Origin of the sequence: Hyphomicrobium sp. MC1 (assembly GCF_000253295.1) — a bacterium.
Taxonomy (GTDB): domain Bacteria; phylum Pseudomonadota; class Alphaproteobacteria; order Rhizobiales; family Hyphomicrobiaceae; genus Hyphomicrobium_B.
On record NC_015717.1, the window covers coordinates 2,305,342 to 2,330,616 of the forward strand.

30 protein-coding genes and 1 tRNA gene are annotated in these 25,275 nt (G+C 59.4%); 17 read left to right on the top strand and 14 right to left on the bottom strand.

Features of this window, described 5'->3' with window-relative positions; genetic code table 11:
• Positions 1–82 precede the first annotated feature (82 nt).
• A complete protein-coding gene (locus HYPMC_RS11205; protein ID WP_013948052.1) occupies positions 83–982 on the bottom strand; it encodes a Ku protein in 900 nt (299 codons plus the stop codon).
• A gap of 332 nt (positions 983–1,314) precedes the next feature.
• Here HYPMC_RS11205 and HYPMC_RS11210 point away from each other — a divergent pair, with 332 nt between their 5' ends.
• The 10 genes from HYPMC_RS11210 to HYPMC_RS11255 are packed head-to-tail and all read left to right on the top strand — an operon-like array spanning position 1,315 to position 8,808.
• Positions 1,315–2,430: an alpha/beta fold hydrolase gene (locus tag HYPMC_RS11210; protein ID WP_013948053.1), complete on the top strand. Its 1,116-nt coding sequence runs from the start codon at positions 1,315–1,317 to the stop codon at positions 2,428–2,430.
• Between the two features lie 15 nt (positions 2,431–2,445).
• Positions 2,446–3,855 carry a F0F1 ATP synthase subunit beta gene (atpD, locus tag HYPMC_RS11215; RefSeq protein WP_013948054.1) on the top strand — a complete coding sequence of 470 codons (1,410 nt, stop codon included), beginning with the start codon at positions 2,446–2,448 and terminating at the stop codon, positions 3,853–3,855.
• Positions 3,852–4,265 (top strand): F0F1 ATP synthase subunit epsilon, encoded by a 414-nt coding sequence (locus HYPMC_RS11220; protein ID WP_013948055.1) that lies wholly within the window; start codon positions 3,852–3,854, stop codon positions 4,263–4,265. The genes atpD and HYPMC_RS11220 overlap by 4 nt, the downstream gene beginning before the upstream one ends.
• Positions 4,262–4,549: an AtpZ/AtpI family protein gene (locus tag HYPMC_RS11225; RefSeq protein ID WP_013948056.1), complete on the top strand. Its 288-nt coding sequence runs from the start codon at positions 4,262–4,264 to the stop codon at positions 4,547–4,549. Before HYPMC_RS11220 ends, HYPMC_RS11225 begins: the two co-directional genes overlap by 4 nt.
• Positions 4,546–4,827, top strand: a complete 282-nt coding sequence (locus HYPMC_RS11230) for an ATP synthase subunit I (protein WP_013948057.1) — start codon at positions 4,546–4,548, stop codon at positions 4,825–4,827. The genes HYPMC_RS11225 and HYPMC_RS11230 overlap by 4 nt, the downstream gene beginning before the upstream one ends.
• Positions 4,824–5,519, top strand: coding sequence for a F0F1 ATP synthase subunit A (locus tag HYPMC_RS11235; RefSeq protein WP_013948058.1), 696 nt, complete (start codon positions 4,824–4,826; stop codon positions 5,517–5,519). Before HYPMC_RS11230 ends, HYPMC_RS11235 begins: the two co-directional genes overlap by 4 nt.
• Positions 5,516–5,761, top strand: a complete 246-nt coding sequence (locus HYPMC_RS11240) for a F0F1 ATP synthase subunit C (protein ID WP_013948059.1) — start codon at positions 5,516–5,518, stop codon at positions 5,759–5,761. The genes HYPMC_RS11235 and HYPMC_RS11240 overlap by 4 nt, the downstream gene beginning before the upstream one ends.
• Entirely contained in the window at positions 5,758–6,486 is a 729-nt protein-coding gene (locus HYPMC_RS11245) for a F0F1 ATP synthase subunit delta (RefSeq protein WP_013948060.1), read from the top strand. The genes HYPMC_RS11240 and HYPMC_RS11245 overlap by 4 nt, the downstream gene beginning before the upstream one ends.
• Complete coding sequence (locus HYPMC_RS11250) at positions 6,479–7,972, top strand: F0F1 ATP synthase subunit alpha (RefSeq protein ID WP_013948061.1); 1,494 nt, start codon at positions 6,479–6,481, stop codon at positions 7,970–7,972. The genes HYPMC_RS11245 and HYPMC_RS11250 overlap by 8 nt, the downstream gene beginning before the upstream one ends.
• The gene (locus tag HYPMC_RS11255; protein WP_013948062.1) at positions 7,969–8,808 is read left to right on the top strand and encodes a F0F1 ATP synthase subunit gamma; all 840 of its coding nucleotides are present in this window, start codon (positions 7,969–7,971) and stop codon (positions 8,806–8,808) included. Before HYPMC_RS11250 ends, HYPMC_RS11255 begins: the two co-directional genes overlap by 4 nt.
• A gap of 58 nt (positions 8,809–8,866) precedes the next feature.
• Here HYPMC_RS11255 and HYPMC_RS11260 read toward each other — a convergent pair whose 3' ends face one another.
• The 7 genes from HYPMC_RS11260 to HYPMC_RS11290 form a co-directional block, all read right to left on the bottom strand.
• Positions 8,867–9,409: a flavin reductase family protein gene (locus tag HYPMC_RS11260; RefSeq protein ID WP_013948063.1), complete on the bottom strand. Its 543-nt coding sequence runs from the start codon at positions 9,407–9,409 to the stop codon at positions 8,867–8,869.
• Positions 9,410–9,514: 105 nt separating this feature from the next.
• Positions 9,515–9,591: transfer RNA gene (locus HYPMC_RS11265), tRNA-Arg, on the bottom strand.
• Positions 9,592–9,701: 110 nt separating this feature from the next.
• On the bottom strand, positions 9,702–10,502 hold the full coding sequence (locus HYPMC_RS11270; RefSeq protein ID WP_024276026.1) for a glycosyltransferase family 2 protein: 801 nt from the start codon (positions 10,500–10,502) through the stop codon (positions 9,702–9,704).
• Between the two features lie 338 nt (positions 10,503–10,840).
• Positions 10,841–11,101: a GlsB/YeaQ/YmgE family stress response membrane protein gene (locus tag HYPMC_RS11275; protein ID WP_013948065.1), complete on the bottom strand. Its 261-nt coding sequence runs from the start codon at positions 11,099–11,101 to the stop codon at positions 10,841–10,843.
• A gap of 222 nt (positions 11,102–11,323) precedes the next feature.
• Positions 11,324–13,786, bottom strand: a complete 2,463-nt coding sequence (locus HYPMC_RS11280; protein WP_013948066.1) for a TonB-dependent receptor — start codon at positions 13,784–13,786, stop codon at positions 11,324–11,326.
• Between the two features lie 96 nt (positions 13,787–13,882).
• Positions 13,883–14,257, bottom strand: coding sequence for a DUF2946 family protein (locus HYPMC_RS11285; protein WP_013948067.1), 375 nt, complete (start codon positions 14,255–14,257; stop codon positions 13,883–13,885).
• Between the two features lie 35 nt (positions 14,258–14,292).
• On the bottom strand, positions 14,293–14,865 hold the full coding sequence (locus HYPMC_RS11290; protein WP_348623486.1) for a hypothetical protein: 573 nt from the start codon (positions 14,863–14,865) through the stop codon (positions 14,293–14,295).
• Positions 14,866–15,173: 308 nt separating this feature from the next.
• On the opposite strand from HYPMC_RS11290, the gene HYPMC_RS11295 reads away from it, so the two are divergent.
• The 4 genes from HYPMC_RS11295 (at position 15,174) to HYPMC_RS11310 (ending at position 18,741) form a co-directional block, all read left to right on the top strand.
• Positions 15,174–15,710 carry a hypothetical protein gene (locus tag HYPMC_RS11295; protein ID WP_013948069.1) on the top strand — a complete coding sequence of 179 codons (537 nt, stop codon included), beginning with the start codon at positions 15,174–15,176 and terminating at the stop codon, positions 15,708–15,710.
• A gap of 102 nt (positions 15,711–15,812) precedes the next feature.
• Positions 15,813–16,334, top strand: a complete 522-nt coding sequence (gene idi / locus HYPMC_RS11300) for an isopentenyl-diphosphate Delta-isomerase (RefSeq protein WP_013948070.1) — start codon at positions 15,813–15,815, stop codon at positions 16,332–16,334.
• 260 nt (positions 16,335–16,594) lie between these two features.
• Positions 16,595–17,923 carry an ammonium transporter gene (locus HYPMC_RS11305; protein ID WP_013948071.1) on the top strand — a complete coding sequence of 443 codons (1,329 nt, stop codon included), beginning with the start codon at positions 16,595–16,597 and terminating at the stop codon, positions 17,921–17,923.
• A gap of 140 nt (positions 17,924–18,063) precedes the next feature.
• Entirely contained in the window at positions 18,064–18,741 is a 678-nt protein-coding gene (locus HYPMC_RS11310) for a UdgX family uracil-DNA binding protein (RefSeq protein WP_013948072.1), read from the top strand.
• Between the two features lie 14 nt (positions 18,742–18,755).
• Here the strand turns inward: HYPMC_RS11310 and HYPMC_RS11315 are convergent, their stop codons facing one another.
• Complete coding sequence (locus HYPMC_RS11315; protein ID WP_013948073.1) at positions 18,756–19,115, bottom strand: hypothetical protein; 360 nt, start codon at positions 19,113–19,115, stop codon at positions 18,756–18,758.
• A 110-nt stretch (positions 19,116–19,225) separates the two neighbouring features.
• On the bottom strand, positions 19,226–19,423 hold the full coding sequence (locus HYPMC_RS11320) for a CsbD family protein (RefSeq protein WP_013948074.1): 198 nt from the start codon (positions 19,421–19,423) through the stop codon (positions 19,226–19,228).
• 466 nt (positions 19,424–19,889) lie between these two features.
• Between HYPMC_RS11320 and HYPMC_RS11325 the strand changes: the two genes are divergently transcribed.
• The 3 genes from HYPMC_RS11325 (at position 19,890) to HYPMC_RS11340 (ending at position 22,263) form a co-directional block, all read left to right on the top strand.
• Positions 19,890–20,330 carry a hypothetical protein gene (locus HYPMC_RS11325; RefSeq protein WP_013948075.1) on the top strand — a complete coding sequence of 147 codons (441 nt, stop codon included), beginning with the start codon at positions 19,890–19,892 and terminating at the stop codon, positions 20,328–20,330.
• Between the two features lie 372 nt (positions 20,331–20,702).
• Positions 20,703–20,882: a hypothetical protein gene (locus HYPMC_RS11335; protein WP_013948077.1), complete on the top strand. Its 180-nt coding sequence runs from the start codon at positions 20,703–20,705 to the stop codon at positions 20,880–20,882.
• Positions 20,883–21,150: 268 nt separating this feature from the next.
• Positions 21,151–22,263 carry a mechanosensitive ion channel family protein gene (locus HYPMC_RS11340; protein ID WP_024276030.1) on the top strand — a complete coding sequence of 371 codons (1,113 nt, stop codon included), beginning with the start codon at positions 21,151–21,153 and terminating at the stop codon, positions 22,261–22,263.
• A gap of 42 nt (positions 22,264–22,305) precedes the next feature.
• Here HYPMC_RS11340 and HYPMC_RS11345 read toward each other — a convergent pair whose 3' ends face one another.
• From HYPMC_RS11345 to HYPMC_RS11365, 4 genes are all read right to left on the bottom strand, one after another.
• A complete protein-coding gene (locus tag HYPMC_RS11345; protein ID WP_013948079.1) occupies positions 22,306–22,833 on the bottom strand; it encodes an HD domain-containing protein in 528 nt (175 codons plus the stop codon).
• A gap of 171 nt (positions 22,834–23,004) precedes the next feature.
• Entirely contained in the window at positions 23,005–23,955 is a 951-nt protein-coding gene (locus HYPMC_RS11350; protein ID WP_013948080.1) for a patatin-like phospholipase family protein, read from the bottom strand.
• 319 nt (positions 23,956–24,274) lie between these two features.
• On the bottom strand, positions 24,275–24,469 hold the full coding sequence (locus tag HYPMC_RS11355) for a hypothetical protein (RefSeq protein ID WP_013948082.1): 195 nt from the start codon (positions 24,467–24,469) through the stop codon (positions 24,275–24,277).
• A gap of 478 nt (positions 24,470–24,947) precedes the next feature.
• Complete coding sequence (locus HYPMC_RS11365; protein ID WP_244421020.1) at positions 24,948–25,208, bottom strand: hypothetical protein; 261 nt, start codon at positions 25,206–25,208, stop codon at positions 24,948–24,950.
• Between the last annotated feature and the right edge of the window lie 67 nt (positions 25,209–25,275).

Sequence of the window (25,275 nt, forward strand, 5' to 3'; positions counted from 1 at the left end):
CTTCAAAGTCCGCTCAGCGAGCCGGAGCAATTCGCAGTGTTCGTGAAAGGTATCACGAGTCTGCGACATTTTGGACCAAAAATCACCGGCCGCGCGACTTCCGCTTTTGTGCTTTCGGCGGAGCCCGCTTGACGGGCTCGCGCTTCTGGCGTGCAGCTGCCGTTTTGGTGCGTGTGTTCGTGGGCTTGGCTTTCGACTTTCCTGTCGAGCGACGTAGCGCTTCCATGAAGTCGATGACCGTGCCGCCCGAAGGTTCGTCGCCGCCGCCTGCAACTTCCGTCGACAGGCCGCCTTCGACCTTTTCCTTCACAAGGGCGCGCAATGCTTCGGAGTAATGATTTTTGAAGTCCGACGGTTCGAACTTTCGCGTCCGCTCGTCGATGAGCTGCTTCGCCATGTTGACCAACTCGGGTCGCAGCTTGCTTGAGCCGATGCCGGAGAAGATCTCGTCAGCGTCGCGGATCTCGTTGGCATAGCGGAGCGTCTCAAGCATCAGGCCATTGCCGCAGGGCTTCATCGCCACGAGATTTTCGCGGCCGCGGATCGTCAGCTGTCCGACGCCATATTTTTCGGTAGCACGCAGCGCGTCGCGAATGATGCGATAGCCCTCTTCCGCCACGTCACCGTCGGGCAGAACATAATAAGGATTGTCAAAATAGAGCGGGTCGATGGAGCAAGCATCGACGAATTCTGTCAACTCGACCGTATGGCGGGTGTTGAGCTTCAGCTTGTCGAGCTCGTCAGGCTCGAATAGGACATAGTTGCCATCATCGAGTTCATAGCCTTGGACGATGTCGGCCTGCGGCACGACGCGGCCACCCTCACCCGCCACCTTCTGATAGCGGATGCGCTGCTTCGTCTTGCGGTCGACCTGATGGAGCGCGATCTTGTCTTCCGAAGCGGTGGCGCTAACGAGACGAATGGGAATGGTAACGAGCGCGAGGCGCAAATGTCCCTTCCAAAAGGACCGTGCCGCTGCCATGGCTCAACTCCTCAAGAACGCGATACTGACAGCCATATAGCACGCCACCGGCGTCGCGGCTAAGGGCCCAAACTGCGAACGCACGTTAACAAGACCCGGTTCCGGGCATTTTGAGTTCTCTCAAACTTGCTTAAATTCGAATTGCCGTTGCAGCGCTCCCATTCAGCGAACCTGATGCGCTCGCCGCCTGCCGCCTCCGCCGGTATTTTCCGAGCGACACTTAAGCGGCGTGAACGTGCTGCAAAAATCTCTAAACTTGATCTAGCCCAACGTTCGCACGCGGTTACGGTTTAGCGTCAGATGAGACTAGGAAGCTCTGGACGAGGCGCCTTATGCCCAAGATTGACAGTCGGCCCAAACAGGCTTCGACGCCGCTGTTTAGCGTACCGGTCTTTTGGCCGATGGCCTTGGCTGAGCAGCTAAGCGTCGATGGCCTGGACATCTATGCAAAGAACCTGAGGTTTCTCGACGAAGCCGTCAAGCTCGACACCGGCCTCAAGCCGAAGCTTGCGACGCCTAATAAAGTCCGCCTCGACCTGCGTGAAATGACGTTGCGCGACTACGGCGCCGAAGGCGGCATGCCCGCGCTGGTGATTGCGCCGTTTGCCGGTCACACCGCGATGATCGCCGACTTCAATAAGGGGCAAAGCCTCATCGAAACGCTCATGGGGGGCGGCATTCAGCACGTCGTGCTGACCGATTGGAAATCGGCGACGCCTGATATGAAAGACCTCGAAGTCGACGATTACCTAGCGGCTTTGATTGTCGCGATCGACGATCTCGGCGGCAAAGTCGATCTCATCGGGCTATGTCAGGGCGGTTGGTTCGCGGCAATGATCGCCGCCCGCTTCCCCGAAAAGGTCAACAAGCTTGTCCTTGCCGGCGCTCCCATCGATACCGACGCGGGAGACGGTCCGATCAAGCGGATGGCGCACACCTATCCGATATCATTCTACCAAGAACTGGTGCGTCTCGGTGGCGGCCTCATGAAGGGCCGCTTCATGCTGCAGGGGTGGAAGAACATGCACCCGGAGGAGCACTACTTTAAAAACTATGTCGATCTTTACGAGCACATCGACGATCCGGCCTATATCGCCAAGGAAGAAAAATTCGAGAGCTGGTACGAGAACCCACTCGATCTGCCGGGGCGTTGGTATCTCGAAGTCATCACTCAGATCTTTAAGGAAAATCGTCTGGCCAAAGGCGAATTCGTTGCCCTCGGCAGAAAATTGGATCTACGTTCGATTACGTGCCCAACCTATCTTCTGGCCGGTGCGGCGGATGATATCACGACGCCCGAGCAGGTTCTCGATGCCAGCAAATACATCGGAACACCGGCCTCCCTCATCGCCAAGCAAACCGTTCCCGGCGGACATATCGGACTGTTTATGGGCTCGCATACCCTCAAAGATAAATGGCCCAGTATCGTGAAATGGATTCGAACGTAGCCAACGGTTGTTGACATGTCGCCTCAACTGAATGGAACGGTGATCGCGGTCCGTGGAGCCGTCGTCGATATCCGCTTCGACGCCGGTCTTCCCGGCATTGAGACCGCGCTCGACGTGGCATGGAACAGACCGGGCCGGCTCGTGCTGGAAGTCCACAGCCATCTTGACGCCGCAACCGTGCGCGCTGTCGCGATGCAGTCGACGTCTGGGTTGAGACGCGGCACGCCGGTGCGGTCGACGGGCAGCGCGATTTCAGTTCCGGTCGGGCAAGCCGTTCTCGGCCGTCTTCTGGATGTGGTCGGCAACGTCGGAGACGAAGGCGCGCCGCTACCGGCCGATGTCCCGACACGCGGCATTCACGCCGCGCCGCCGCGTCTTAAAGATGAGACCGGCTCGTCGGCACTGTTCGAGACAGGCATCAAGGTCATCGATCTGCTGGCGCCGCTGCCGCAAGGCGGCAAAGCTGCGATGTTCGGCGGCGCAGGCGTCGGCAAGACGGTTCTGGTCATGGAACTGATCCATGCGATGGCGGAGAAATATCGCGGCATTTCGGTCTTTGCCGGTGTCGGCGAGCGGTCGCGCGAGGGCCACGAGCTGCTGACCGATATGCGCGGCTCCGGCGTTCTGGCACATACCGTGCTCGTCTACGGACAGATGAACGAACCGCCCGGCGCACGCTGGCGCGTGCCGATGACGGCACTGACGATCGCGGAGCATTTCCGCGATGCGCGCCACCAGAACGTTCTGCTGCTGATGGACAACGTGTTCCGCTTCGTACAGGCGGGCAGCGAAATTTCAAGTCTGCTCGGGCGGCTGCCGTCGCGCGTCGGCTATCAACCAACGCTTGCGAGCGAAGTCGCTGCTTTGGAAGAGCGTATCGCGTCGGTCGCCGGAGCCGCGGTCACTGCGATCCAAGCGGTCTACGTGCCCGCCGACGATTTCACTGATCCGGCCGTCACAGCAATTTCGACACACATGGACAGCATGATCATGTTGTCTCGAAATCTTGCGGCCCAAGGCTTTTATCCCGCCGTCGATCCGTTGGCTTCGTCGTCGGTGCTTCTCGATCCGCTGATCGTCGGCGCCGATCATTATGCGCTCGCCGAACGCGCGCGGGAAACACTCGCCCGCTTCAAGGATCTCGAAGACATCATCGCGCTGCTCGGCGTCGACGAATTGGGCAGCGAGGATCGCTTGGTTGTCAAACGCGCGCGCAGGCTGCAGCGCTTTCTCAGTCAGCCCTTCAGCGTGACGGAAGCCTTTACCGGAATGCCCGGCAAAAGCGTTTCGCGAAAAGAGACGCTGGCAGGCTGCCGCGCCATCCTCGACGGCGAGACGGATGATTGGGCCGAAAGTTCGCTTTATATGTGCGGCTCGCTGGAGGATGCTCGGGCCAAAGAGCACGAGGCGAGGACGGCGGCATGAGGCTTCGCATTACGACACCGCTGACCGTCGCCATTGACGAAGACGCCATCGTATCCGTCCGCGCCGAGGATGAAAGCGGCGGCTTCGGCATCATGAACGGTCATGCCGATTTTCTGACGAGCCTCACGATATCGGTCGTCGATTGGAAGCGTGCCGACGGCAGCCGGCATTATTGCGCCGTGCGTGGCGGCCTGCTGAGCGTTACGGCAGGAAAAGACGTTTCGATCACGACACGCGAAGCCGTGCCGGGCGATGATCTTGCGACGCTTCACGATGTGGTGCTCGCCCGCTTTCGCGACGATCTCGATGCCGAGCGTAACGAACGTGTCGGCGGGGCGCAGCTTGAGCTTGCGGCCATTCGCAGGATCATGCAGCGGCTCCGTCCCGACGGCGGGGGTCGATCGCTATGAGCGACGATCGCAAACAAAACGAAGATCCGCTGGCCGAAAGCGTGCAGTTGCGCAGCGAGCGCCACCGCCGATGGCTACGCGAGGGCGAGCCGACTGTCGCCAAACGTCTCGCGCAAATCGGCGTCCTCGGCTGGATTGTCGTGACTCCGATGCTGCTGGGACTATTCACCGGCCGTTGGCTGGACCGGGAATTCTCAAGCGGTCTGTTTTGGACGGCGCCGCTTTTGTTTCTTGGCCTCGCGCTCGGATGTTGGTCTGCTTGGAGATGGATGAATAACGCATGAGCTTCGCTGCCCTCCCCGAGACGATACAGTTGCCGCTTCTATTGCTTCATCCGGTCCTGGGTTTCGGAATCGGGCGGCTCTATTTTCATGGCGTTTGGAAAAGCGCGCATCTCATCCAGGAGAGCATGCTGACAGCGCTGACGTGGACAGGCCTGCGCCTTGCACTTCTTGCGGTGGCTCTGACAGGGATCGCAGCATTTGAAGGCGCGCTGCCGCTTCTGCTGACGACGCTCGGCTTCCTTGCGGCCCGGCATTTTGCGTTGAGGGCCGCATCGTGAAGTCGCCGCTTTCAATTGACGTTCTCTTCCACATTGGTCCGGTGCCCATCACCGCGCCCGTCCTGGTGACGTGGGCGATCATGGCATTCCTGGCGGGTGGCGCGTGGGTCGCGACGCGGCGATTGTCGCTGCAGCCTTCGCGATTCCAGGCGTTTCTCGAATTGATCGTGCAAACGGTCGACGGCCAGATCCGAGACACAATGCAGGCCGAGCCCGGTCCCTACCGCGCCTTCATCGGCACGCTCTTCGTTTTCATCTTCGTTGCTAACTGGTCCGAACTTGTACCCGGCATCGAGCCGCCGACCGCGCATATCGAGACGGACGCAGCGCTCGCGTTTCTCGTTTTCCTCGCCGTCATTTACTTCGGCATCCGCGCCAGCGGCGTGAAAGGCTATCTCTCGACGTTCGCTTCTCCGACGCCGCTGATGATCCCGCTGAATTTCGTCGAGAGCCTGACGCGGACGTTCTCACTTCTCGTGCGCCTCTTCGGCAATGTGATGAGCGGGGTCTTCGTCATCGGCATCGTGCTGTCGCTGGCGGGCTTGCTGGTTCCGATCCCGTTGATGGCGCTCGATCTGCTGACCGGAGCGGTGCAAGCCTACATCTTCGCCGTGCTCGCGATGGTGTTCATCGCAGGCGCGATCAGCGAAGGAAAACCCGAGAAAACTTCAGATGAAAGGACGACGAAATGAATTGGCTTTCCTTCGCGAGCATCATTGCTGCCGCGATGGCCGTCTCGTTTGGCGCCATCGGTCCGGCCCTTGCCGAAGGCCGCGCCGTCGCAGCCGCGATGGATGCGATCGCCCGGCAGCCTGAAGCAGCCAACACGATTTCACGCACGCTGTTCGTCGGCTTGGCGATGATCGAGACGATGGCGATCTATTGCCTCGTGATTGCGCTGCTGCTGCTCTTTGCCAATCCGCTCCTCAAATGACGATCGATTGGTGGACGCTCGGGCTGGAAGCGATCAACGTCGCCGTTCTGGTCTGGCTGCTTCAACGTTTTTTCTGGAAACCGGTTTCCGCAATGCTCGATGAGCGGCGCGCCGAGGCGATGCGAGATCTCACAGACGCGGCGGCGAAACGGGCGGAAGCTGACAAAGCCTTGTCGGCAATAAATGCCGAACGCGCGGGCCTGCAGAAGGAGCGAGAAGCCATCCTCGCAAAAGCCGCTGCGGATGCCGCTCAGGAGCGTGCTCGCCGCGTCGAGACCGCGACGAAAGAGATCGAAGCGCTGCGAACCGCATCGGAAGCATCCATTGCGAAAGAGAAAGCGGACGCTCACAAGGCGCTGCAAGGACAAGCGGCCGCCCTTGCAGTCGACATTGCTGCTCGTCTCTTAGCACGGGTCAATACCGCGTCGATCGAAGCCGGATTTCTCGACGGCCTTCGCGAGCAAATCGCGGCGCTGTCGGCCGGGCAACGTCAAGCGCTCGCCGGCCAACCGCTGAAACTCATCAGCGCATCGTCATTGACCGAGGACGAGCAGTCGGACTGCCGGCGCATGCTCAATGGTGCGTTAGGCACAGCGCCCGACATCGCCTTCACAACGGATCCCAAGCTCATCGCCGGATTCGTGCTCGACACGCCGAATATGGTGATCGGCAACAGTTGGCGCGACGATCTCGACCGCATCCGCTCGGAGTTGACGCATGAGTGACGCCGACGCCTGGCTCGTAAGATCGCGGCAGAAGGCAGCGACTGCCGCCATCGGCCCCTATGCCGAGGAAGTTGGCAGGGTGGAGAGCGCCGCCGACGGCATCGCCATGGTGTCGGGCTTGTCCAGCGTCCGGCTCGATGAACTCGTGCACTTCGAGCACGGCCAGCTTGGATTTGCGCAGACCCTTGATGACGATCGCATCGGCTGCGTTCTGCTCGATGCCGCCGTCGGTGTAGAGGCCGGACATCGCGTCTTCGGCACGGGCGACGTCGTTCGCGTTCCGGTCGGCGAAATGCTGCTCGGACGCGTTGTCGATCCGCTCGGCCGGCCGCTCGACGGATTGGAACCTTTTACGGCTAAGGACTGGCTGCCGATCGAAAGACCCGCTCCGAGCATCATCGAGCGCGATCTCGTTACCGAACCGGTCCAGACGGGAACGCTGGTGATCGATGCGCTGTTCGCGTTGGGGCGCGGGCAGCGTGAACTCATCATCGGCGACCGAGCCATCGGCAAAACTGCCATCGCAGTCGATACGATCATCAGCCAGAAAGCGAGCGACGTGGTTTGCGTCTACGTGGCGATCGGACAGAAAAGCGCGAGCGTTGCCCGTGTCGTCGAGGCACTACGATTGCATGGCGCGCTGGAGCGCACGATCGTTGTCGTCGCTGAATCAGCGAGCGCACCGGGATTACAGTGGATTGCGCCCTTCGCCGGTTTCAGCATGGCAGAATTTTTTCGCGACCGAGGCCAGCATGCGCTGATCGTCGTCGACGATTTGACGAAACACGCAGCCTGTCACCGCGAAATCGCACTGCTGACGCATCAATCGCCCGGCCGCGAAGCCTATCCCGGCGATATATTCTATGTGCATGCACGGATGCTGGAGCGCGCTGCAAAGCTCTCGAAAGAGAAAGGCAGCGGCTCGCTTACGGCATTGCCCATCGCAGAAACAGATGCGGGCAATCTGAGTGCGTACATTCCGACCAACCTGATCTCGATTACCGACGGCCAGATCGTGCTGGACTCAAAACTGTTCTATCAAGGACAGAAGCCTGCGGTCGATGTCGGCCTCAGTGTCAGCCGTGTCGGCGGCAAGACGCAAGCGCGGGCTCTGCGCGATGCCGCGTCGACCCTCAGACTCGATTACGCGCAATTTCTCGAACTTGAAATGTTCACTCGCTTTGGCGGCATGCCCGATGCTCGCGTGAAGCAGCAATTGACGCGCGGTGCACGCATTCGCGCGATCCTGGCGCAATCGCAGCTTGAACCGTATTCGCTCGCCGAAGAGATCGCTCTCGTTACTGCTGTACAAGACGGCCTTTTCGACACACTGCCGATTGAGAAAATCGGCGCGATACGCACCAGACTGAAGGACACCCTCGCCAACGTCACCGGCGGCGCGGTCAACCAAATCGCTGCAGACGGAACGCTCGATGACGCCGGCAAAGCTCAGCTTCGTTCGGCACTGAAAGGGCTCATGGCATGAGCGAACGTCTTTCGGACATCAACGCACATATCTCAAGCATTCGCGAACTCGGTACCGTCGTGAATGCGATGCGGGGGATCGCGGGGGCCCGCGCTCAACAGGCGCGCAGCGGGCTGATCGCGGTCAAGCTCTATGCCGAAAGCCTGGCGGCTGCGATCGGGCGCACGCTGGCGCTGCTACCGGACCGCGATCAATCGGGAGCAGCCGGCAAACGCGTCGTCGTGCTGTTTCTTGCTGAGCAGGGTTTCGCAGGCGCCTTCAGCCGGCGATTGCTCGACGCCGCGATTGCCGATTTGCGCGATGCCGAGGTTTTCATTGTCGGAACGCGCGGCGCGACGCTGGCGCTCGAGCGAGGCCTGAAACCCGTTTGGCAGGGCGCATTGCCAGCACATCCAGCGTCGATCCCTCGCTTCGCCGACCGGCTGATTGCAGAGCTTTACACCCGGATCGCCAAGGGAAGCGTCACACGCCTCGAGGCTTGGTTTGCGCACAACGGTCTTGAGAGACGTCATCTTTTTCCGCTGGACCCCAATGCGTTTCCGCAGAGCGCTGTCAATGATCCGCCATTGCTGAACCTGAAGCCGGCGCGCGTCCTCGCCAGCCTGACTGCAGACTACATTCACGCGGAGCTTTGCGACGCTGCGTTGAACGCGTTCGCCGCCGAGAACGAAGCCCGCATGGAAGCGATGGCGTCGGCCTATCGCGAAATCCAGAAGCAGCTCGGCGGCCTGCAGGCACGAAGGCAAATCGTGCGTCAGGAAGAGATCACCGCTGAGATCATAGAATTGGGCGAAAGCATTGCGGTCGGAAATCGAAAGTCTCATTCCGCCGGCTGAGCAGATGAGGCTTCGAATGACGACGCGGCGTCCTTCCAATGCGCACGTGGCCTTTGCTTCAAAGACCGGACGGAAGCTTGGAGGCCATCATCGTCTTGCGATCGAACTTGCGGCCATCAACGATAAATGTTCCGTCGCCGACGGCATGGATCATCCGCTTTTCTTTTCGCTGCGGATTGAGGTAAGCGGCGAGCGCCTCCAGCACGACGATATTGTGCGGCGAGACGAAGTCGACGACTTTGCATTCGATGTTGGCGAGGCATTCCTCGATCAGCGGCGCCTGGACGGACTTTCCAGCGCGCGCCGTCAGCTTGAACTTCGCGAATTTGTCGACATCGCTACCGGAACATGTCCCGATGCCCACGACCCGGTCCAGCATATCAATCGTGGGAATGGCAATAACGCATTCCCGCGTGTTTTGCAGGGCCGAGAAGGAATAGTTCCAGGCGCCTGTCGTGATCGCAAATACGGGAGTGAAGTCCATGACCATCGTCCATGAGATGGTCATGATGTTGTTCTTCTCCGCGTCGCGCGTGGTGACGAGCACAACGGGCCCCGGCTCGATCAGCGTGAACGCCCTGCTCAACTTCATCTCGTGCATCGCCAGCTCCCTTACACCGTCGAAAGAAGTCGCACGTGCGACTTTTCTCGAACAAAGGATTCCACTTATGTTCTCTCTGGGGCGGCTGCAAATGACTGAAATCAATGGCGATCCCGGCAGGACTTGAACCTGCGACCCTCTGCTTAGAAGGCAGATGCTCTATCCAACTGAGCTACGGGACCGTGCGCGGCTGTTCTATAACCGCAATTGGCGGCGAGGTGGAAGACGTCTTGTTGGTCGATGGCCCCTTCCGTGCGCCCCCGTCGCAGTGAAGGCTGGTCACAGCGGAAATTCAGGCCGCGGGCGCTTCCGGCGCGGGCATCCGTCTGGTCTTGTGACCCGCCTCACCCCAGATCCGATAGATCTTCAGGAAGCGGTACCAAGCTTGGATTGAAGCGTACCGGAGGCCAGTAAAGCCGCCCATGCAGTGACGGCGAACAATGTAGTACTTGAAGAAATTCATCGGCAGCTCCGTAAACAACCGAAGCGAGACCGATCCAGTTGTAGTCACATCTGAGTTCTCGACGAGAAGCCAGGTGCGGTCATTCAACTTGCGCTTCATGTCTGGGAACGAGCGCATCGAATAATGATGCATCGGCGCCCGCAATTGGCCGACCGGGTGGTCGTCAGTCACGACGGCATCGTGAATGTTGGATTGGCGAAAGCGCACGAAGCGGCGATCGTAAAGACGCACGTACCAATGATCGCGCGCAAACAGACGAGGCTTGGAGGCCGACGGATAGACCATTTGCAGCGGCATACCATACGCCACGAATTTCGGATCGCCGCCGGCGAAGACGTCAAGGATCTCACGCTCCAATGCAGGCGTGACGACCTCGTCGGCATCGACATTGAAAACCCAATCGTTGCGGCACTGCTCCTCGGCAAAGCGCTTTTGACCGCCGAAGCCGAGCCAACGCTGCGTGATCACGCGAGCGCCCTCTGCAAGCGCAACGCTGACGGTGTCATCGGTGCTCTCGCTGTCGACGACAACAACCTCGTCCACCCACGGCCGGACCGAGCGAATGGTGCGTCCAATCCGGTCGGCTTCGTTTTTCGAAATGATAAAACAGGAAACCGGAGCCCTGCGCATGCTGTTGTATTTCGTCACTGGGGAAGCAATCCGACTGGCGTTTTAAAGACTGCCATTTTTCAATTCAGGACCGCGACGCTGGCATTCGTAATGCGTCTGGCGCCGCGAGCGCAAGCTAATCGCACGCGGCGACCCTGACCCTAAATCATGATTATTTTCGGACGAAGGATTTTCTTATTTTTCAAGAATGTGCATGCTCGGCCCACAGATGCTGCGCCTTCAGCCGGTCCCGGCCGTGGTACCGCAATCGCGGCTTTTCGACGTTTAATGGGCCGGGGCCGCCCGCTGTCTCCCCCGAGTGACGAGCGGCCCGCGGTGTCGTGGTAAAGTTCCCTTCGCTACGCTCGTTTCACGAGCCGCAAGACAAAGAGCAGAATGATAGCGCCGATGGCGGCTGCGATGATCTCGCCCAGAATGCCGCCACCCAGCCGGAGACCGAGAAACGGAAACAACCAACCGGCAATAACCGCGCCGATGATTCCGACGACGATATCACCGAGCAATCCGAATCCGCCGCCACTCATGATCTGCCCTGCAAGCCAACCGGCCGCGGCGCCGATCAAGAGCCAGATAATCAATGCCATTAAGGTGGGATCCATTTTTTTCTCTCCCGTTCAGCACGCGCACGAATCGAAATGAGAATTATGATCTGCGTCAAAACGACTGCTGGCAAGTTCGACCTGCGATTGCAATCGCACGCGGAGCTGATTCGGCGCCGATCTGGCGCGATGTGTCCGCGTGCGAAAACATGCTGTGGCGGGCTGTGTCCATAGCGGTATCAAGCTCATAAGGCTCGCACGGAATATCCGCAGGCCCGGACGTCAGAACTTGAGCTTCATGCCGCCGTAGAACGTGCGCGGTGCGCCAGCATAGATCGAGCCGGATGTAGCGGCTAGATCGTCGGCTCCGGCGCCGACGCGATCGGTGATGTTGTTCGCTGAGGCGATGTAGGTTTCGTCGAGCACGTTCTGGACTTCGAAATAGGCCATCAGCGACTTGATCGGACCGCCGCCACTGAGATCCTTGTTGTAGTGAATGTTGAGGTTCACCAAGTCGTAGCCCGGCGCCTTCAGCAGGTTGGCATTCTCCATGAAGAAGCTGTCGTGCCACTCATATTCCGCGTATGCGCCAACGCCCTTGAATGCGCCGCTCGGCACATCATAGCTCAAACGCGTCGACACTTCGTTTGGCGCAACGCCAGGGATTTTGTTGCCGTTGCGGCTGACAGCTTCGGTCGCGCCCGACAGGCGCTCGGCATAGTCGGTATAAATTTGGTCATCGAAAGTATATGATGCCGTCAGCCGGAAGCCGTGCCCCAGCGCGACGTTAGCAGAGGCTTCGATGCCGCGATGTTCCGACGCTGGTGCGTTGAAGGTGAAGTTCGGCAGTCCCGCCCCCGGCGACTGCGAGACAAGCTCGTTCTTGAAGAACTCATAGAAGCCCGTCACGCTTAATACGACGCCCGGCGTCGGCGTCCAATCCGCGCCGACATCGAAGCCGACATTGGTTTGCGATTTAAGCTCGGTATTATTGCCGGGCAATCCTTCCGGCGTGACGAAGAGGTTTGAGAACTGCGGCGTGCCATAGCCCGTTCCGACGCGCGCGCGCCATTGCCATTCGCGGCTCGGCGCATAGAGAACGCCGACTTCCGGTGCGATGTTCGTCAAGTCGCGATCGGCAGAGACGAAGTTGATTTTGTTGATCGTCCCGTCGGCGTTGTAAACGTAGCCGCGCTGCGAGCCATCGAGCGATGTACGTTCGACAGTTGCGCCTGCGATGACGGAAACATCGTCCGTCAGCTTCACTTCCTGACGTGCGCGTGCACCGACATTCGTCGTCGAGCCGGTCTGCTCCGACTGCAACAGCCCGCGCTGCGCGTCGCCACCCGGCGCGACGTTGAAGGTCTTGCCGTCAACGGGCAGGTAATTCCAGAACGCGCCGAGATAGCCTAGCGTCGGCAAACCCGCGATCGTCGAGCGATGCGTCACGCCAGAGATGACGTTGTAGGAAAGATAGTCGCCGACCGAACTCGTCGTGCCTGTCGGCTGATTGATGTTGCGATCGTCGACCACGACCTGCGTCTGCCCGGTCGTTGCAGCATCGAAGGCGTGCTCCCAGCGAAAACCTCCGATCGTGCGGCGATCGTCGCGGCCGGCGCCTGCCTGCTCGGCGGTTTGCGCGATGCCGGTGCTCGTATTGCCTGTGCCCGAGAATTTGTTCGTGGCGCAGCCTTCCGCGGCAGTCGCTGCGGTCTGGCAGCCCTTCTGAAACGGGTTCTCTCTGAACTGCTGCAGCGACGTGCGAAACGGCAATTCGGCGTCAACGTTGTTGTTGATGAACTTGAAGGTGAACGTGTCGGTCGATGATGGTTGATATGTTAGCAGCGCATTGACGGTCTGAGTATTGAAACCGCTGTAGCCGAAGTAGCCGTCGCCGCGCACGTCGCTGGTGAAGACAGAGGCTTCCCAGTTGTCGCCCTTCTTGCCGCCGAGGACGTAATTGTTGAGGTAGTTGAAGCTGCCGACATCCAGACCGTACTCGATGCCGTTGATCGCGCCGCCAGGATAGGTCCGGAAATTGATGGCGCCGCCGGTCGCGTAATTGCCAAACAGCGCAGAGGACGGACCGCGCCATACATCGACGTCCGCATAGGCGTGCGGATCGATGAGGTCGCTGCGCGAGAGACCGTCCGGCTGTGTTACAGGGAATCCGTCATCGAGGATGACGATATTGCGGATCGCAAAACCGTTACGCGCGTTCGAACCTCGAATGGAAATGCCCATGTCGCGCGGACCATTGCCCTGCTTAAGCGACACGCCAGGAACGGTATCGAGAATGTCAGTAACGGAAAAAACCGGCGTGTCTTCGAAGACCTTCATATCGACGGCCGTCGCCGTTTGAGCCCCAGCGCCGGATGCTCCGGGGACGCCGGCAACACCTGCCGACGGTGTGCCCGGATTGCCGGAGAACGGATTTGCATTGGAATTGGTTCGCAGAGACGAACCTGCGACCTCGTCCGGCAACGACTGGGCTGCGCGGGGACGCTTTGCTGCATTCGCGGTCTTTGACGTGGTCGCCGGTTTGGTCTTGGGCTTCCCTGCTGTTGTCTTTGCCTGTTCCGGCTTCGTCTGTTCGATGTTGACATCGGGCAGTTGCACGGCCTCCGGATCTGCGTCCTGGGCGTGGGCGATGGTTGTCGCGATGAAACACAGTAAAGCAATGGATGCGCCCGCCGCGCAGACAGGCACAGGCGCCGCGCGATCGCGGCCCTTCAAGAGTTGCATTTGTAGATTCCTAACTGATCCGAAGCATGCGGGAGCGCGTACGCCGACGGCCCGAGGCGCGCGGCAAAGCCACCCGACAAAAACGCTGAAGAAAGGTCAGATCAGGAGGGACGGCGGCCCGCGCGCAGACTGCGCTCCAGGTTTCGGAGTCGCGCGGAAGATCTCGGTCGCAATGGCATACCGAACCGCGGCATAGCGGACCGTTTGCGCAAGAAGTTGCGGCGCGGTTTGATTGATGCCGACTGCACCTGCAGGAGCATAGGGGCAGGTCGTTTTCTTATCCGCCGTCGAGTTGGATGGGTGGGGCACGCCCTTCTCATCCAGGACCCAGTTTTGCGGTCCGTGCCCGGTACAAATGACGATCTGGGGCATGCCGTCAGCATCCGGCGAAGCCGCAAGCATAAAGCCCACAGGCAAAAGACTGCGCACCGCGAACGCAAGGCCGATCAGCAAATTCAAGTAGCGGCGCATCAGCGTTCGCGTTTCCTGCAGATGAAACGAGCCCTTTATATCGAGGTTACTGGCGCATCAAGGGCATCGCAACACTTTCGCGCGCTCGCGGGCATAACGCCATCGCCGCGTAACCGATGGGTCACGCCGCCGGATGGCGCGCTGGCCGCGTGAAACCGGCGAACGGCGATGAAGCCGAGAGCGATAAAGATTGCGAGCGTCAGCCCCTGCGCCGCAACGAACGGCGTTTCAGACTGCGTCGGCGCTACGGCGTGGAGGGCTGGGACTTTCTGAAAAAGCTGTACGACGAGAACGAAGACGTTGAGATAGGGCGCGCACGACGCTGTCACGAGGTAAATCCATCGCCAGGAGCCGGACAGCCGCGCGACATACAGGGCGTAGAGAGCGGCGGCCAGCACGACCAGCGAGATGATGCCGACGATATGCGACGGCAGCAGCTTGGAGAATGGAAAGGCAAATCCCGTCACGCTCGTCAAAACGGTCGTAACGAGAAAAATGGCGGTCAAGGTGGGCATTTCAGCGTCGGCAACGAAGCCCAGGAATACGATCAGGCCAGTGGCAATGCCAATCAAGCTCAATACGACGTGCACGAACGTAAGCGAGTCCATTCCTAGGATCATATCGACGCCCCCTTGCTGCTGACGTGACCTCTTTCTCCGTCTCACCTCAGACTAAGGGTACCACGATGCACGCGAGCATGACAGTGATTGGATGGTCATCATCATGCGAGCGCTGACGTGGCCATAGAGATGCGCACAGATTGCCTGAATTATCAGCACGGCGCCCTCGGCGGATCGCTCACACATATTTTTCGGCGGCCTGGCGCTGCAAAAATTGCGCGAAGCTCGTCAGGGACTTAACGGCGGCCGATGTTCGTGGCACAGTCCGTGATTGGGCGGCCGCATCGGAAATAGACATGCAAGACCGTGTTCCCGTGAGCCAAGAAGATATGCACGGCTACACGGTGGCCTACGAACGGGAAGAAATTCAATTTCCGGTTTATGTCGTCGGCCTGATCGGAGCTGTCCTGGCGACGCTCGGTATCGTCCATCACAACAGCATCCTGTTCGCGCTGGCGCTCATCACGCTGGGATATGCCTATTATAATTTTCCGCTCCTCGAAACGGGCAGGCCGCGGATCGGCGCCAGCCAGTACGGCATCTTCGCCGAGGGCCTCGGCATCATCGCCTGGCGCTCGATCAAACAACTCGATCTGGTCTCGCTCAATCTCAGGGGAGCGGAGGTCAACGAACTGCACATCATTCTCGAGGAACCGCTGAACCGGGCGCTACTCGCCGACTGGCGCAAGCGGCCTTATTACCGTTTCCTGATGCGGTTGCCCTGGGCCATGCCTGCGCCCAACCACATCCGCATTCCACTGGAAGTCTTTGATCGACCCGCCGATGAAATCATGCGCAACTTCACCCGCATGATGGGATTTTTCCGTCGCTGAGGAAGGGCCTGTCTGCGCCCGACGCCATTTCGCCTCAATGAGCGGGCGCTATCCTCCCGGCTGGGTGATGTGCTAATGGGCCGGCTGGGGGGAACCGCGACCATGCTTCGAGAAGAAGTCGTCCTTGTCGACAGCGAGGACAATCCAACAGGTATCGCTGAAAAGCTCGATGCGCACCGGCAGGGCAGCCTGCACCGGGCGTTTTCGGTGATGATTTGGGACCGGAAAGGCCGCCTGCTATTACAGCGGCGCCAGATCGACAAATATCATTCGGGTGGTCTGTGGACGAACACGTGCTGCGGGCACCCTCGCCCCGGCGAAACGTCGTCGGAAGCCGCTGCCCGGCGCCTCAACGAAGAAATGCGGATCATCTGCCCGCTGACGGCAATCGGAACCTTCACGTACCGGGCGGAGCTCGACGCAGGCCTCGTCGAACATGAGTTCGTCCATGTCTTTCGTGGGATCTACGAGGGCGTCATCGCTCCGGACCCGATCGAATGCGATGGCTATAGCTGGTCGACCCCCGATGCGATCCGGAAGCAAATCGCGGCAGCCCCGCAGTGCTTCAGCGCCTGGTTCCGCAAATACGTCGAAGCCGACTGGCCGATTTCGCCGCCAGATTGAAAGGCGATTGCGCCGCTGAGTGATGGCGATCAGCGTTTCTGGATCGCGTTCACTCGGGGTCTGCCTAAGAACGTTTCTCTTAGCCTAATTAACAGGCAATCACCGTAAAACTGAGCAAGTGTTATCCCCTGTTTTTGCTGCACTGCGCCATTTGGCACATTACTTGCGGGAAACTTTCATGCCCTCCGAGAATGCAGTCGATTGCGCCTGCCTATCGAGCGGCAGTCGATGATCGTGTCCTAGTTTTGGGGGAATACATAATGACTTCAAGAATTCGGGCGTCGCTGGGGGCCTCGGCTCTCAGCGTCGCGATGCTCCTTGCGTCTTCGGCGGCCGTCCTCGCACAGGCTGCCGCCCCGCCGCCGGCCATCAACTCGGGCGACACCGCATGGATGCTGACGTCGTCCGTATTGGTGCTGGCGATGCTCGTTCCCGGCCTCGCGCTCTTCTACGGCGGCATGGTTCGCAAGAAAAACGCCCTCGCCATTCTGATGCAGTGCACGTTCGCAGCCGGTATCCTTTCGGTGATCTGGTGCGTCGTCGGCTATTCGCTGGCCTTCACGGAAGGCAACGCGTTCTTCGGCGGTTTTTCGAAGGTCATGCTCGCTGGCATTGCGCCGGATACTCCGGCTCCGGCAGCGCCGACCATCCCGGAATTTCTCTTCATCATGTTCCAGGGCACGTTTGCGATCATCACGCCAGTCATCGCCTTGGGCGGTCCGGCTGACCGCATGAAGTTCTCGGCCGCGATGATTTTCGTGTCGCTCTGGCTGCTCTTCGCTTACGTGCCGATTGCCCACATGGTCTGGGGACCGGGCGGCTATCTCGGCGGCGCCGGCGTTCTCGACTTCGCGGGCGGCACCGTCGTTCACATCAACTCGGCCATCGCGGGCCTCGTCGCGGCAATCGTGATCGGAAAGCGCAAGGGCTACGGCACCGTTCAGATGGCGCCGCATAACCTGGCGCTGACGATGGTCGGCGGCTCGCTGCTGTGGGTCGGCTGGTTCGGCTTCAACGTCGGCTCGGTGCTGAGCGCCGGCGCTTCGACCGGTATCACGATGATCAACACGCATCTCGCAACGGCCGCCGCGCTCGTGTCGTGGACGCTGCTCGAATGGGTCGTCAAAGGCAAACCGAGTCTGCTTGGCGCCATTTCCGGCGCTATCGCCGGCCTCGTAGCGATCACGCCGGCTTGCGGCTTCGTCTCAGTCAACGGCGCTTTCATCATCGGTCTTGCGGCGGGCGTCGTCTGCTACTGGGGCGTGACCGGCTTCAAGCATATGTTTGGATATGACGATGCCCTCGACGTTTGGGGCGTTCACGGCCTTGGCGGCATCCTCGGCGCGATCCTGACCGGCGTCTATGCCGTGCAGTCGGTCGGCGGCGCGGGCAAATCGGGGCTGCTCGACGGCAATCCCGGTCAGATGATGCTGCAGGTCGAGGGCGTTGCCATAACGCTGGTCTGGTCCGGCGTCGTAAGCCTCATCATTCTTCTCCTCATCAAGTACACGATTGGCTTGAGGGTGAGCGAAGCCGAAGAGGCCGAAGGCCTCGACCTCGCTCTCCATGGGGAGACCTTCCACGACTGAGGTTGGCAGTGCTCCCTGACTTGCCTCAGACGAGGGCGCCGGAACCCCACGTTCCGGCGCCCATTTCATTTGATGGGAACCAATCGCCCGTTGGCGCGTGATGGACTAAACTCGCCTTTCATCTGCGCGTTGAGCCCGCCATGCCGAAGGAAGCTTCCAAACCGTCTGTGCGCAAGCGCGCTTCGCCGAGTCCCTCGACCGGCGATCTCTTTGAGCCTACGGTCGGGAACGAGCCTCGCACTCTCGCCGAACTCAACGAAGATATGGCGGCCGCTGGCCCAATGGTCGAGGGTGGAACGCGCGCCGTCTTCGGCGAGGGGCCGATTGGAGCAGCGCTTGCGTTCGTCGGTGAACAGCCGGGCGACCAGGAAGATCTCGAAGGCCATCCGTTCGTCGGACCGGCAGGCAAGCTGCTCGATAAAGCGCTCGGTGAAGCCGGAATAGATCGCGCGCAATCTTACGTCACGAATGCGGTAAAGCACTTCAAGTTTCAGCAGCGCGGCAAGCGACGCCTTCACGAGAAGCCGACGATGGGAGAAGTGAAGCACTATCGCTGGTGGCTGATGAAGGAGCTGGACTTCGTCCACCCGCATCTCGTCGTAGCGCTTGGCGGGACTGCCGCATATGCGCTGGCCGGTGCGCCCGTGGTTATCGGGCGCTCACGTGGACCGGCAGACTTCGGGACGATGGCTGGCTTCATCACCGTGCATCCGTCTTCGATCCTGCGTATTCGCGATCACGATGAGAAAGAGTCAGCCTACGCCGATTTCGTGCATGATTTGAAAAGCGCGCGAAAGCTTGTCGCCCGGCATACCTGATGAATATACGCCGTCTACTGGCGCACCGTGTATTTCATCTTAGTAGCGACGGTCTCGGCCTCTTCCAGCAGCGCTTCGCCAAGGCCAAACGCTTGTTCCGCCGTCAGGCCGTAGGCCGGGTCATCCTCGAAGCGCAACATGACGACCGGTTCGTGACGACCGTGACCGACTGCAAAATTATCCGGGATTTTGGTCAGTGCCGCGCTCTGTTGCTGTGCGTCAGCAATCAGCGATGCAAGAGCGGCGACCGCATCGGTACTGAGTGAAATCGTCTGACAGTCCCCGGCCGCATTGCACAGCGAGATTTCCAACCGTCCGTTGGCGCGATCTTGCTCGGAACGCGTGAGAATTTCGGCGTAAAACGTTTCGGTCATGCCTGATGTCCCCCGACGCAGAATCGTCTGTGGTCCCATTCTAGACGCCGAAGCCAAAAAGAAAGGCCCAAAATTTGGGCCCTTCCATTGCAAGACTGCTAATATCGGCGTCACAGTGAATCCGACCAGCGATCGAGTTCCTGCTTGGCCTGGTCTTTTGCATACCCGTAGCGCTTCTGGAGAATTCCTTCGAGCTGCTCGCGATTGCCGTTCACCTGGGCAAGATCATCGTCGGTCAATTGTCCCCACTTCTCTTTGACCTTGCCACTGAACTGCTTCCAGTTACCTTCGATACGATCCCAATTCATAACTATCCTCCTGTCGTTGTGCGGCTTCAACGCCTCTCGGAATTGAGAGGTTCCGCAGTTGCCTGCGTTCAAAAATAAAAAGCCTCGGCTTCGCTTGAGGCAAAAACCGAGGCTTTTTACGGCTCCGCTCGACGAAGCCACGCGCCGGGAGGGTGGACCGGCACAGGATCGAACTCCAACGACTATCGAGGATCCGCGGAGCGGTGTTTGTGAAGACAGATAGTCTCTGGGGCTCGCGATACCGAGCGTAAAACGCCAGATATCGTTCTTATTACCTGCGGGTCAGAGGAAAGTTGCAGCACCAGCCGATCTTCGCATCGATCCTTTCGCCAGCTCGTTGGAAATAAGCCAAATTCTTCCGCGAAGAATGGAACAAAAGCCGGCGATGGCGCGTCGTTCGAACGGCGGAGGATCGCCCAAGAGAAACGCTCACATGGCGTAGAATATGTTCAGGGAGGGCTCAGCGATGGCGGCGGACGGCAATCATCCCCTGCCCGCATTTGGCAGCACCCATCCTTCGTGGCTGATCCGCAAGCTGGTCGACCACATGAAAGGCGGCGCGCTTTTGCATGCGCTTCGCTTGCGGCGCGGTTTTTTTCGCGACACGTCTTCAAACCTGCGTTCCGACGAGCCGGATGCGAACATGATGAAAGCTAGCGAATATCTGGAAATCTGCGTGGAAAATGCGCTGGACGCTTATACCGTCGAGGACGCACTTTATTGGCACAATGAGATCATCACCGAGCTCTCAATCGAGCTCAACCTCATTCATGCGCGTCGATGGCCGCAAACCGTGAAGTCCAACATGATGGCGGCGCTGGAAGACAGATTAAATCAACATGCGGAGGCGGTGGCGCGGCTTGCTGCCGTTCTTGAAAGCAACGAAACTTTCAAGTGGCAACCGTAACGCGCGACGACCGCCCCGCGTTGTGCGCACTTTAGGCGTTACGCTCTTTCTTCGCGATCTTCCCCGTCCGCTTCTTCAAGTTTTCCAGCTTGCGCTGACGGGCAATAATGCGTCGGCGACGATTGTCTGACATCGTTGGCATCGTTTTATCCTTCCATTCAAATGCGATGATTTCCGGCGCGACATCCGCCGCGGCCGGGATCAGTGCGGGTGTCCTATCAGAGCGACCGGCGCTCGTCACCGAATTCCTAACAGTGGTGCCGTTTTCGATATTCCGGGCCGAGATCAATCGAATTTCAGGCAAATGATTGGAAACACTTTTCGCGTATTCTTCTCGTGTTGGATTTGAATGCAGGAGAAGGAACGATCGCGATGGGCAAGTTCGCACAAGTTACCTGTTCCTTACACGACGACTGGGTGCTCGAGTTCAAGGATCGCGCCGCGCCGCGTCTGAGAAAACTCTTCACCTCAGAACGGAATTTCACGGTTCTGCCCGACATCATCGCTGAGCCGCTGAAACGCTTGGCTCTGGTCGAGCAGGAACGCCGCTGATCCTTTGAAAAAAGAACACCCTGGCTGGGGGGAAGCCAGGGTGTGCGGGTTTGGCCACGGCTTGAGGGACGGCACCTGGGGGGAAGGTGCGGGCCGTGGTACCAGGATTACGTTCCCACGCCGCCGATTGTTCCTGCGACATTCCGGCACGATACGGGTGCCTGCAGGTCTCGGCCCCCTCCTGCCGCTTGGCATCGTCTGGACGACGAAACTCTCCTCTTCCCTTGGCGTTACGCTGCAAAGCAGCAATTGGCCCGCGGGGAGATTTATGCTCCAAGCCGTTACTTCTTTCCAATTCGGTGCGATGCCGGATTGGCTCTTGCCGGTGGGATTGGCGCTCGGCGCGATCGCCGTCGCTATCGTCTTGCATAGCGCACTGGTTGCCACGATGCGCCGCTGGATCGGCGTCAATCACCCTTACCTGCGGTCGGTTTTCACCAACACGAAGGGCGCGACAAGGCTTGCGCTCATCATCATTATCGTTTCGCTGGCCGTTCCCGTTGCGCAGCTCAGCGACAGCGTCCAGTCCTTTTTCAGCAGGGCGCTCGGTCTTGCTTTCATCATCCTCGCAGGCTGGGTCGCCTTGATTGCAACGAAGATCGCTGCGGACTTCTATCTGCGCAGGTTCGACGTGCTGGCTGACGACAACCTGCTTGCCCGCAAGCATTACACGCAGGTTCGCATACTCCAGCGCGCGGCCGAGACGCTTATCGTCATCGTAACGGTCGGCGCGGCATTGATGACGTTCGAAGCGGTTCGGCAATACGGCATCAGCCTCTTTGCCTCCGCCGGCGTTGCAGGTCTCGTCGTTGCGCTTGCGGCGCGTCCGGTTTTCGCCAACCTCATCGCCGGCGTCCAGATCGCCATGACGCAACCAATCCGCGTCTATGATGCGGTTGTCGTCGAAGGTGAATGGGGATGGATCGAAGAGATCACGTCGGCCTTCGTCGTCATCAAGCTTTGGGATTGGCGGCGCCTGGTGGTGCCGCTCTCGTATTTCATCGAGAAACCCTTTCAAAACTGGACGCGCGAGAATGCATCAATCATCGGCACGGTTTTCGTGCACGCCGATTACACTGTGCCGGTCGATCGCGTGCGCGAGAAACTGAAGGAGATCGCCAAGGCGTCGCCGCTCTGGGACGGGCAGGTCGTCAATCTGCAGGTGACGGACGCGACGGAAGGAACGGTCGAACTCCGAGCGCTCGTCAGCGCACGCACTTCGCCTGCGGCGTGGGACCTTAGATGCGAAGTTCGAGAGAAGCTGATTGCGTTTCTGCAGGAGGAACTGCCGGGCTCCCTGCCGCGCGTACGCGCCAGCATGTCCGATGGCACCGTTCGCCGGCAGCGTGTTTCTGAGGCCAACGGCGTGCACGCGAATTGAATGTCTCGACGGGGCGCGATGCATTCGCGCCGTGTGCGGATTTTACAGGGAAGCAGATTCCGTGACGATGGCAGCCTTCTGGAACAGCGGAAGGCGCAGCAGCCTGCTACTTTCAACCTCTGCCATCTTTTTCAATTGCAACCTCTTCTCATCGAGGAACGTCGGTCCGAAATCGGGATTGCACATGATGATGGCTGTACCGTTATCGATGATGTCAGCCAGCTTGATGAGCTTCGCATCCCAGGGCGCGCGGGAAAGGCGCCACGCCGCCTCCAACGCACGGGCCTCGCGGCTGCCCTGCTCCGTATCGGTCAGCCAGAATACGAGTTCGGCGACGACCATCCCAAACTTCTCGATCAACTCTTCGAGCGTCGTATCGGTTTTCTCCAGCGTATCGTGCAGGAACGCGGCTGCGATCACTTCCGGCGCCGTATATCCGTGCTCTCTCAAGATCGACGCAACGCCGTCCAAATGTGCGATATAGGGCTTGCCGTCGTGCGTGCGCGTTTGCCCTTCGTGCTTGGCGAGAGCGAAATCCCTGACGTCTTGAATGGTTGCGACTACGGTCATCAAACGCCCGCTCTCTCCTGAGAAAGCCCACGCAGCCAAGGCCGAAGAAAACCACGAGACATAGACGCGCGCGAGCCTAAAACGGTTTCCCATGCGTGACGATGTGCCGTACACGGACGCACGGGGCGCTATTCACCGTTGAATGCGTGCTGAAAAACTGCTGGCCTGGCCTCAACCGGCAAAAAGTCGGGTGTTGATCAATGCCGGAGGCGGAGCGTTCAAATAACTCTCAATCATTGGAATATGTGGTTCTATCGCTGCCCGCCCGCTCGCGATCATTTCATCAGCGCGGTGGAAGTCGAGAACGCCGATATCGGCAAGGTTCGGCGCAACAAGCAGATCGGGCGGATCGCCCATCAGCCGCGCGCGAGAGATCCGATCATGGAAAATGCTGAAGGAGTTCAGAATAACCGAGGTGATTCCCGGCGCGCCGTCGCTGCGGCCGAACAATTGACGGTGCAGAAGCTGGAACGCGCCGCGGCCATTCCAGCGCGTGATGGGCGCCTCATCGACGATGACCTCCTCTGAAATCTCGTCATCGTCGTCGCCAATCGAAATGCCACCGCGTCCAAACTCCGTCGTCAGGTTGACCCCGATGACGACGCGCGCGCCCAGTGCGCGGCACACCGAGACCGGAATCGGGTTGACGAGACAGCCGTCGACCAGCCAACGGCCATTGATGTTGACCGGCTTCACGATGCCCGGAATTGCCGACGAAGCACGAACCGCGTCGATCACGTTGCCGCGACGCAACCACACTTCCTGCCCGGACGACAGATCCGTCGCAATTGCAGCAAAGCGCGTTGGGAGATCTTCGATCTTGTATCCGCGCAAATGATCGTCGAAGCGGTCGAACAGGCGTTGCCCCGCGATAAGGCCCGATCCGGAAACGCTCAGATCAAGAAAGCTGAACACCCGCCGACGGGTAAGGCTTCGGGCAAATTCCTCCAGCGTGTCGAGACGTCCTGACGCATAGTGACCGCCGACAATGGCGCCAATCGATGTACCGACGACGATTTCGGGCTCTAACCCAGCCTCCGCCAAGCCTCGCAAAATACCGATATGCGCCCAGCCCCGTGCGGCTCCACCGCCCAAGGCCAGCGCGAATTTCTGCTTCGACATGGGAAACCACCTCTCGCCGTGACCCGTAACGGCCATTGTCACAACGCACGTAGCCCCTACTTTGTTCGATATGGGCAAGGCGCGCAATCATACTCGCGGATTATCGCAAATGGACGATATCGGGCCCTGAGGCAGGTTTATTGGGGCGCCCTTTGCTGTCCCTCCGTAGCTCTGCGGCCATTAAATTATAGTCATGCTGCGTCTTGCCGATGGCAGGGTACTCGGGGTTTCGACCGATCTCATTGGGATGCTCTGACGTAGCCGAGAGCCATTGCCTGCGCACGGCCGCATATTATCGCGGTGCAGCTCGTCTGCTCGATCAATCGAGCCGGCCGTCCTCGCGAAGCTCGTACAAAAATTGCCGTAGATGGAAGCACTCGTCTTTGATCGTCTTAAGAGCGAGCTTCGCCTCGAACGATCTGCCCTCCGCCCGGGCGGTATCGAGACGCGCCGCTTCACCGCGAATGAGATTTAAGCCGTGAACGATCCGCTCTGCCGCTTTGTCCTTGTCCATCACGCACCCCGCTTTGCACGTTTGCGAGTGTTGTCGAAGGGGAATGCGGCGGTCGGGTGACGACAGCGTAACGTTCTATTTCATGATGTTAACCAAACAATCCGCAGCAGCGCTTCGTTCAAACAGCGCAAAACGCCGGTCGAAGGCAAACGCCGAGCGTCGAGGTGCGCAAGAGGTTTGCGCCCTTCTGCGCGCTCGCTTCGTCGTGCGTCCAAAGCGCCAGGAACAGCATTCCAACGTATACGTTACGAATGCAAACACGGATTAAAAAAGATTGGATGGGCGCGTGCGAGATATCGATGACTGGATGTTTCATTTCGAGCGACAGGTAGCGGTGCGATTGAGAAAATTGTTCTCAAATGATGTCCAAGAGCTACCCGACGCTCTAATGCAGCGGCTTAAGCGGTTGGCTGAGGTCGACCATAAGGATGAGCGAACCGGTAACAGGCCAAAGCCTTCCCAGTGACAGGGCTCACCCTCAGATCGCGAGTTCCGCGTCGCGTTCCGCCCAATAGAGATCGGCCAGCCGATCCAGCAGGACATCGGGAAGCGGCTTTTCGGCGACCTCAAAATGCAGATAATCATTCGCCGGGACGAGGCGAATGTCATAATTCGCGATACGCGTACGAGGCTGTATCGTTGCTGGCGCGGTATCCAGCGACAGACCTAAATTGCCGCCTTCCCACATCGATGATTGCCATGCGCGCAGCATGGCTACCGACCAAATCCAAACTGCCATTGCGGGATGCATCATCGTTCTCCTGCGAAGATCGATGATAAGAACGCGCAGCCATGCGGTTGAGTTT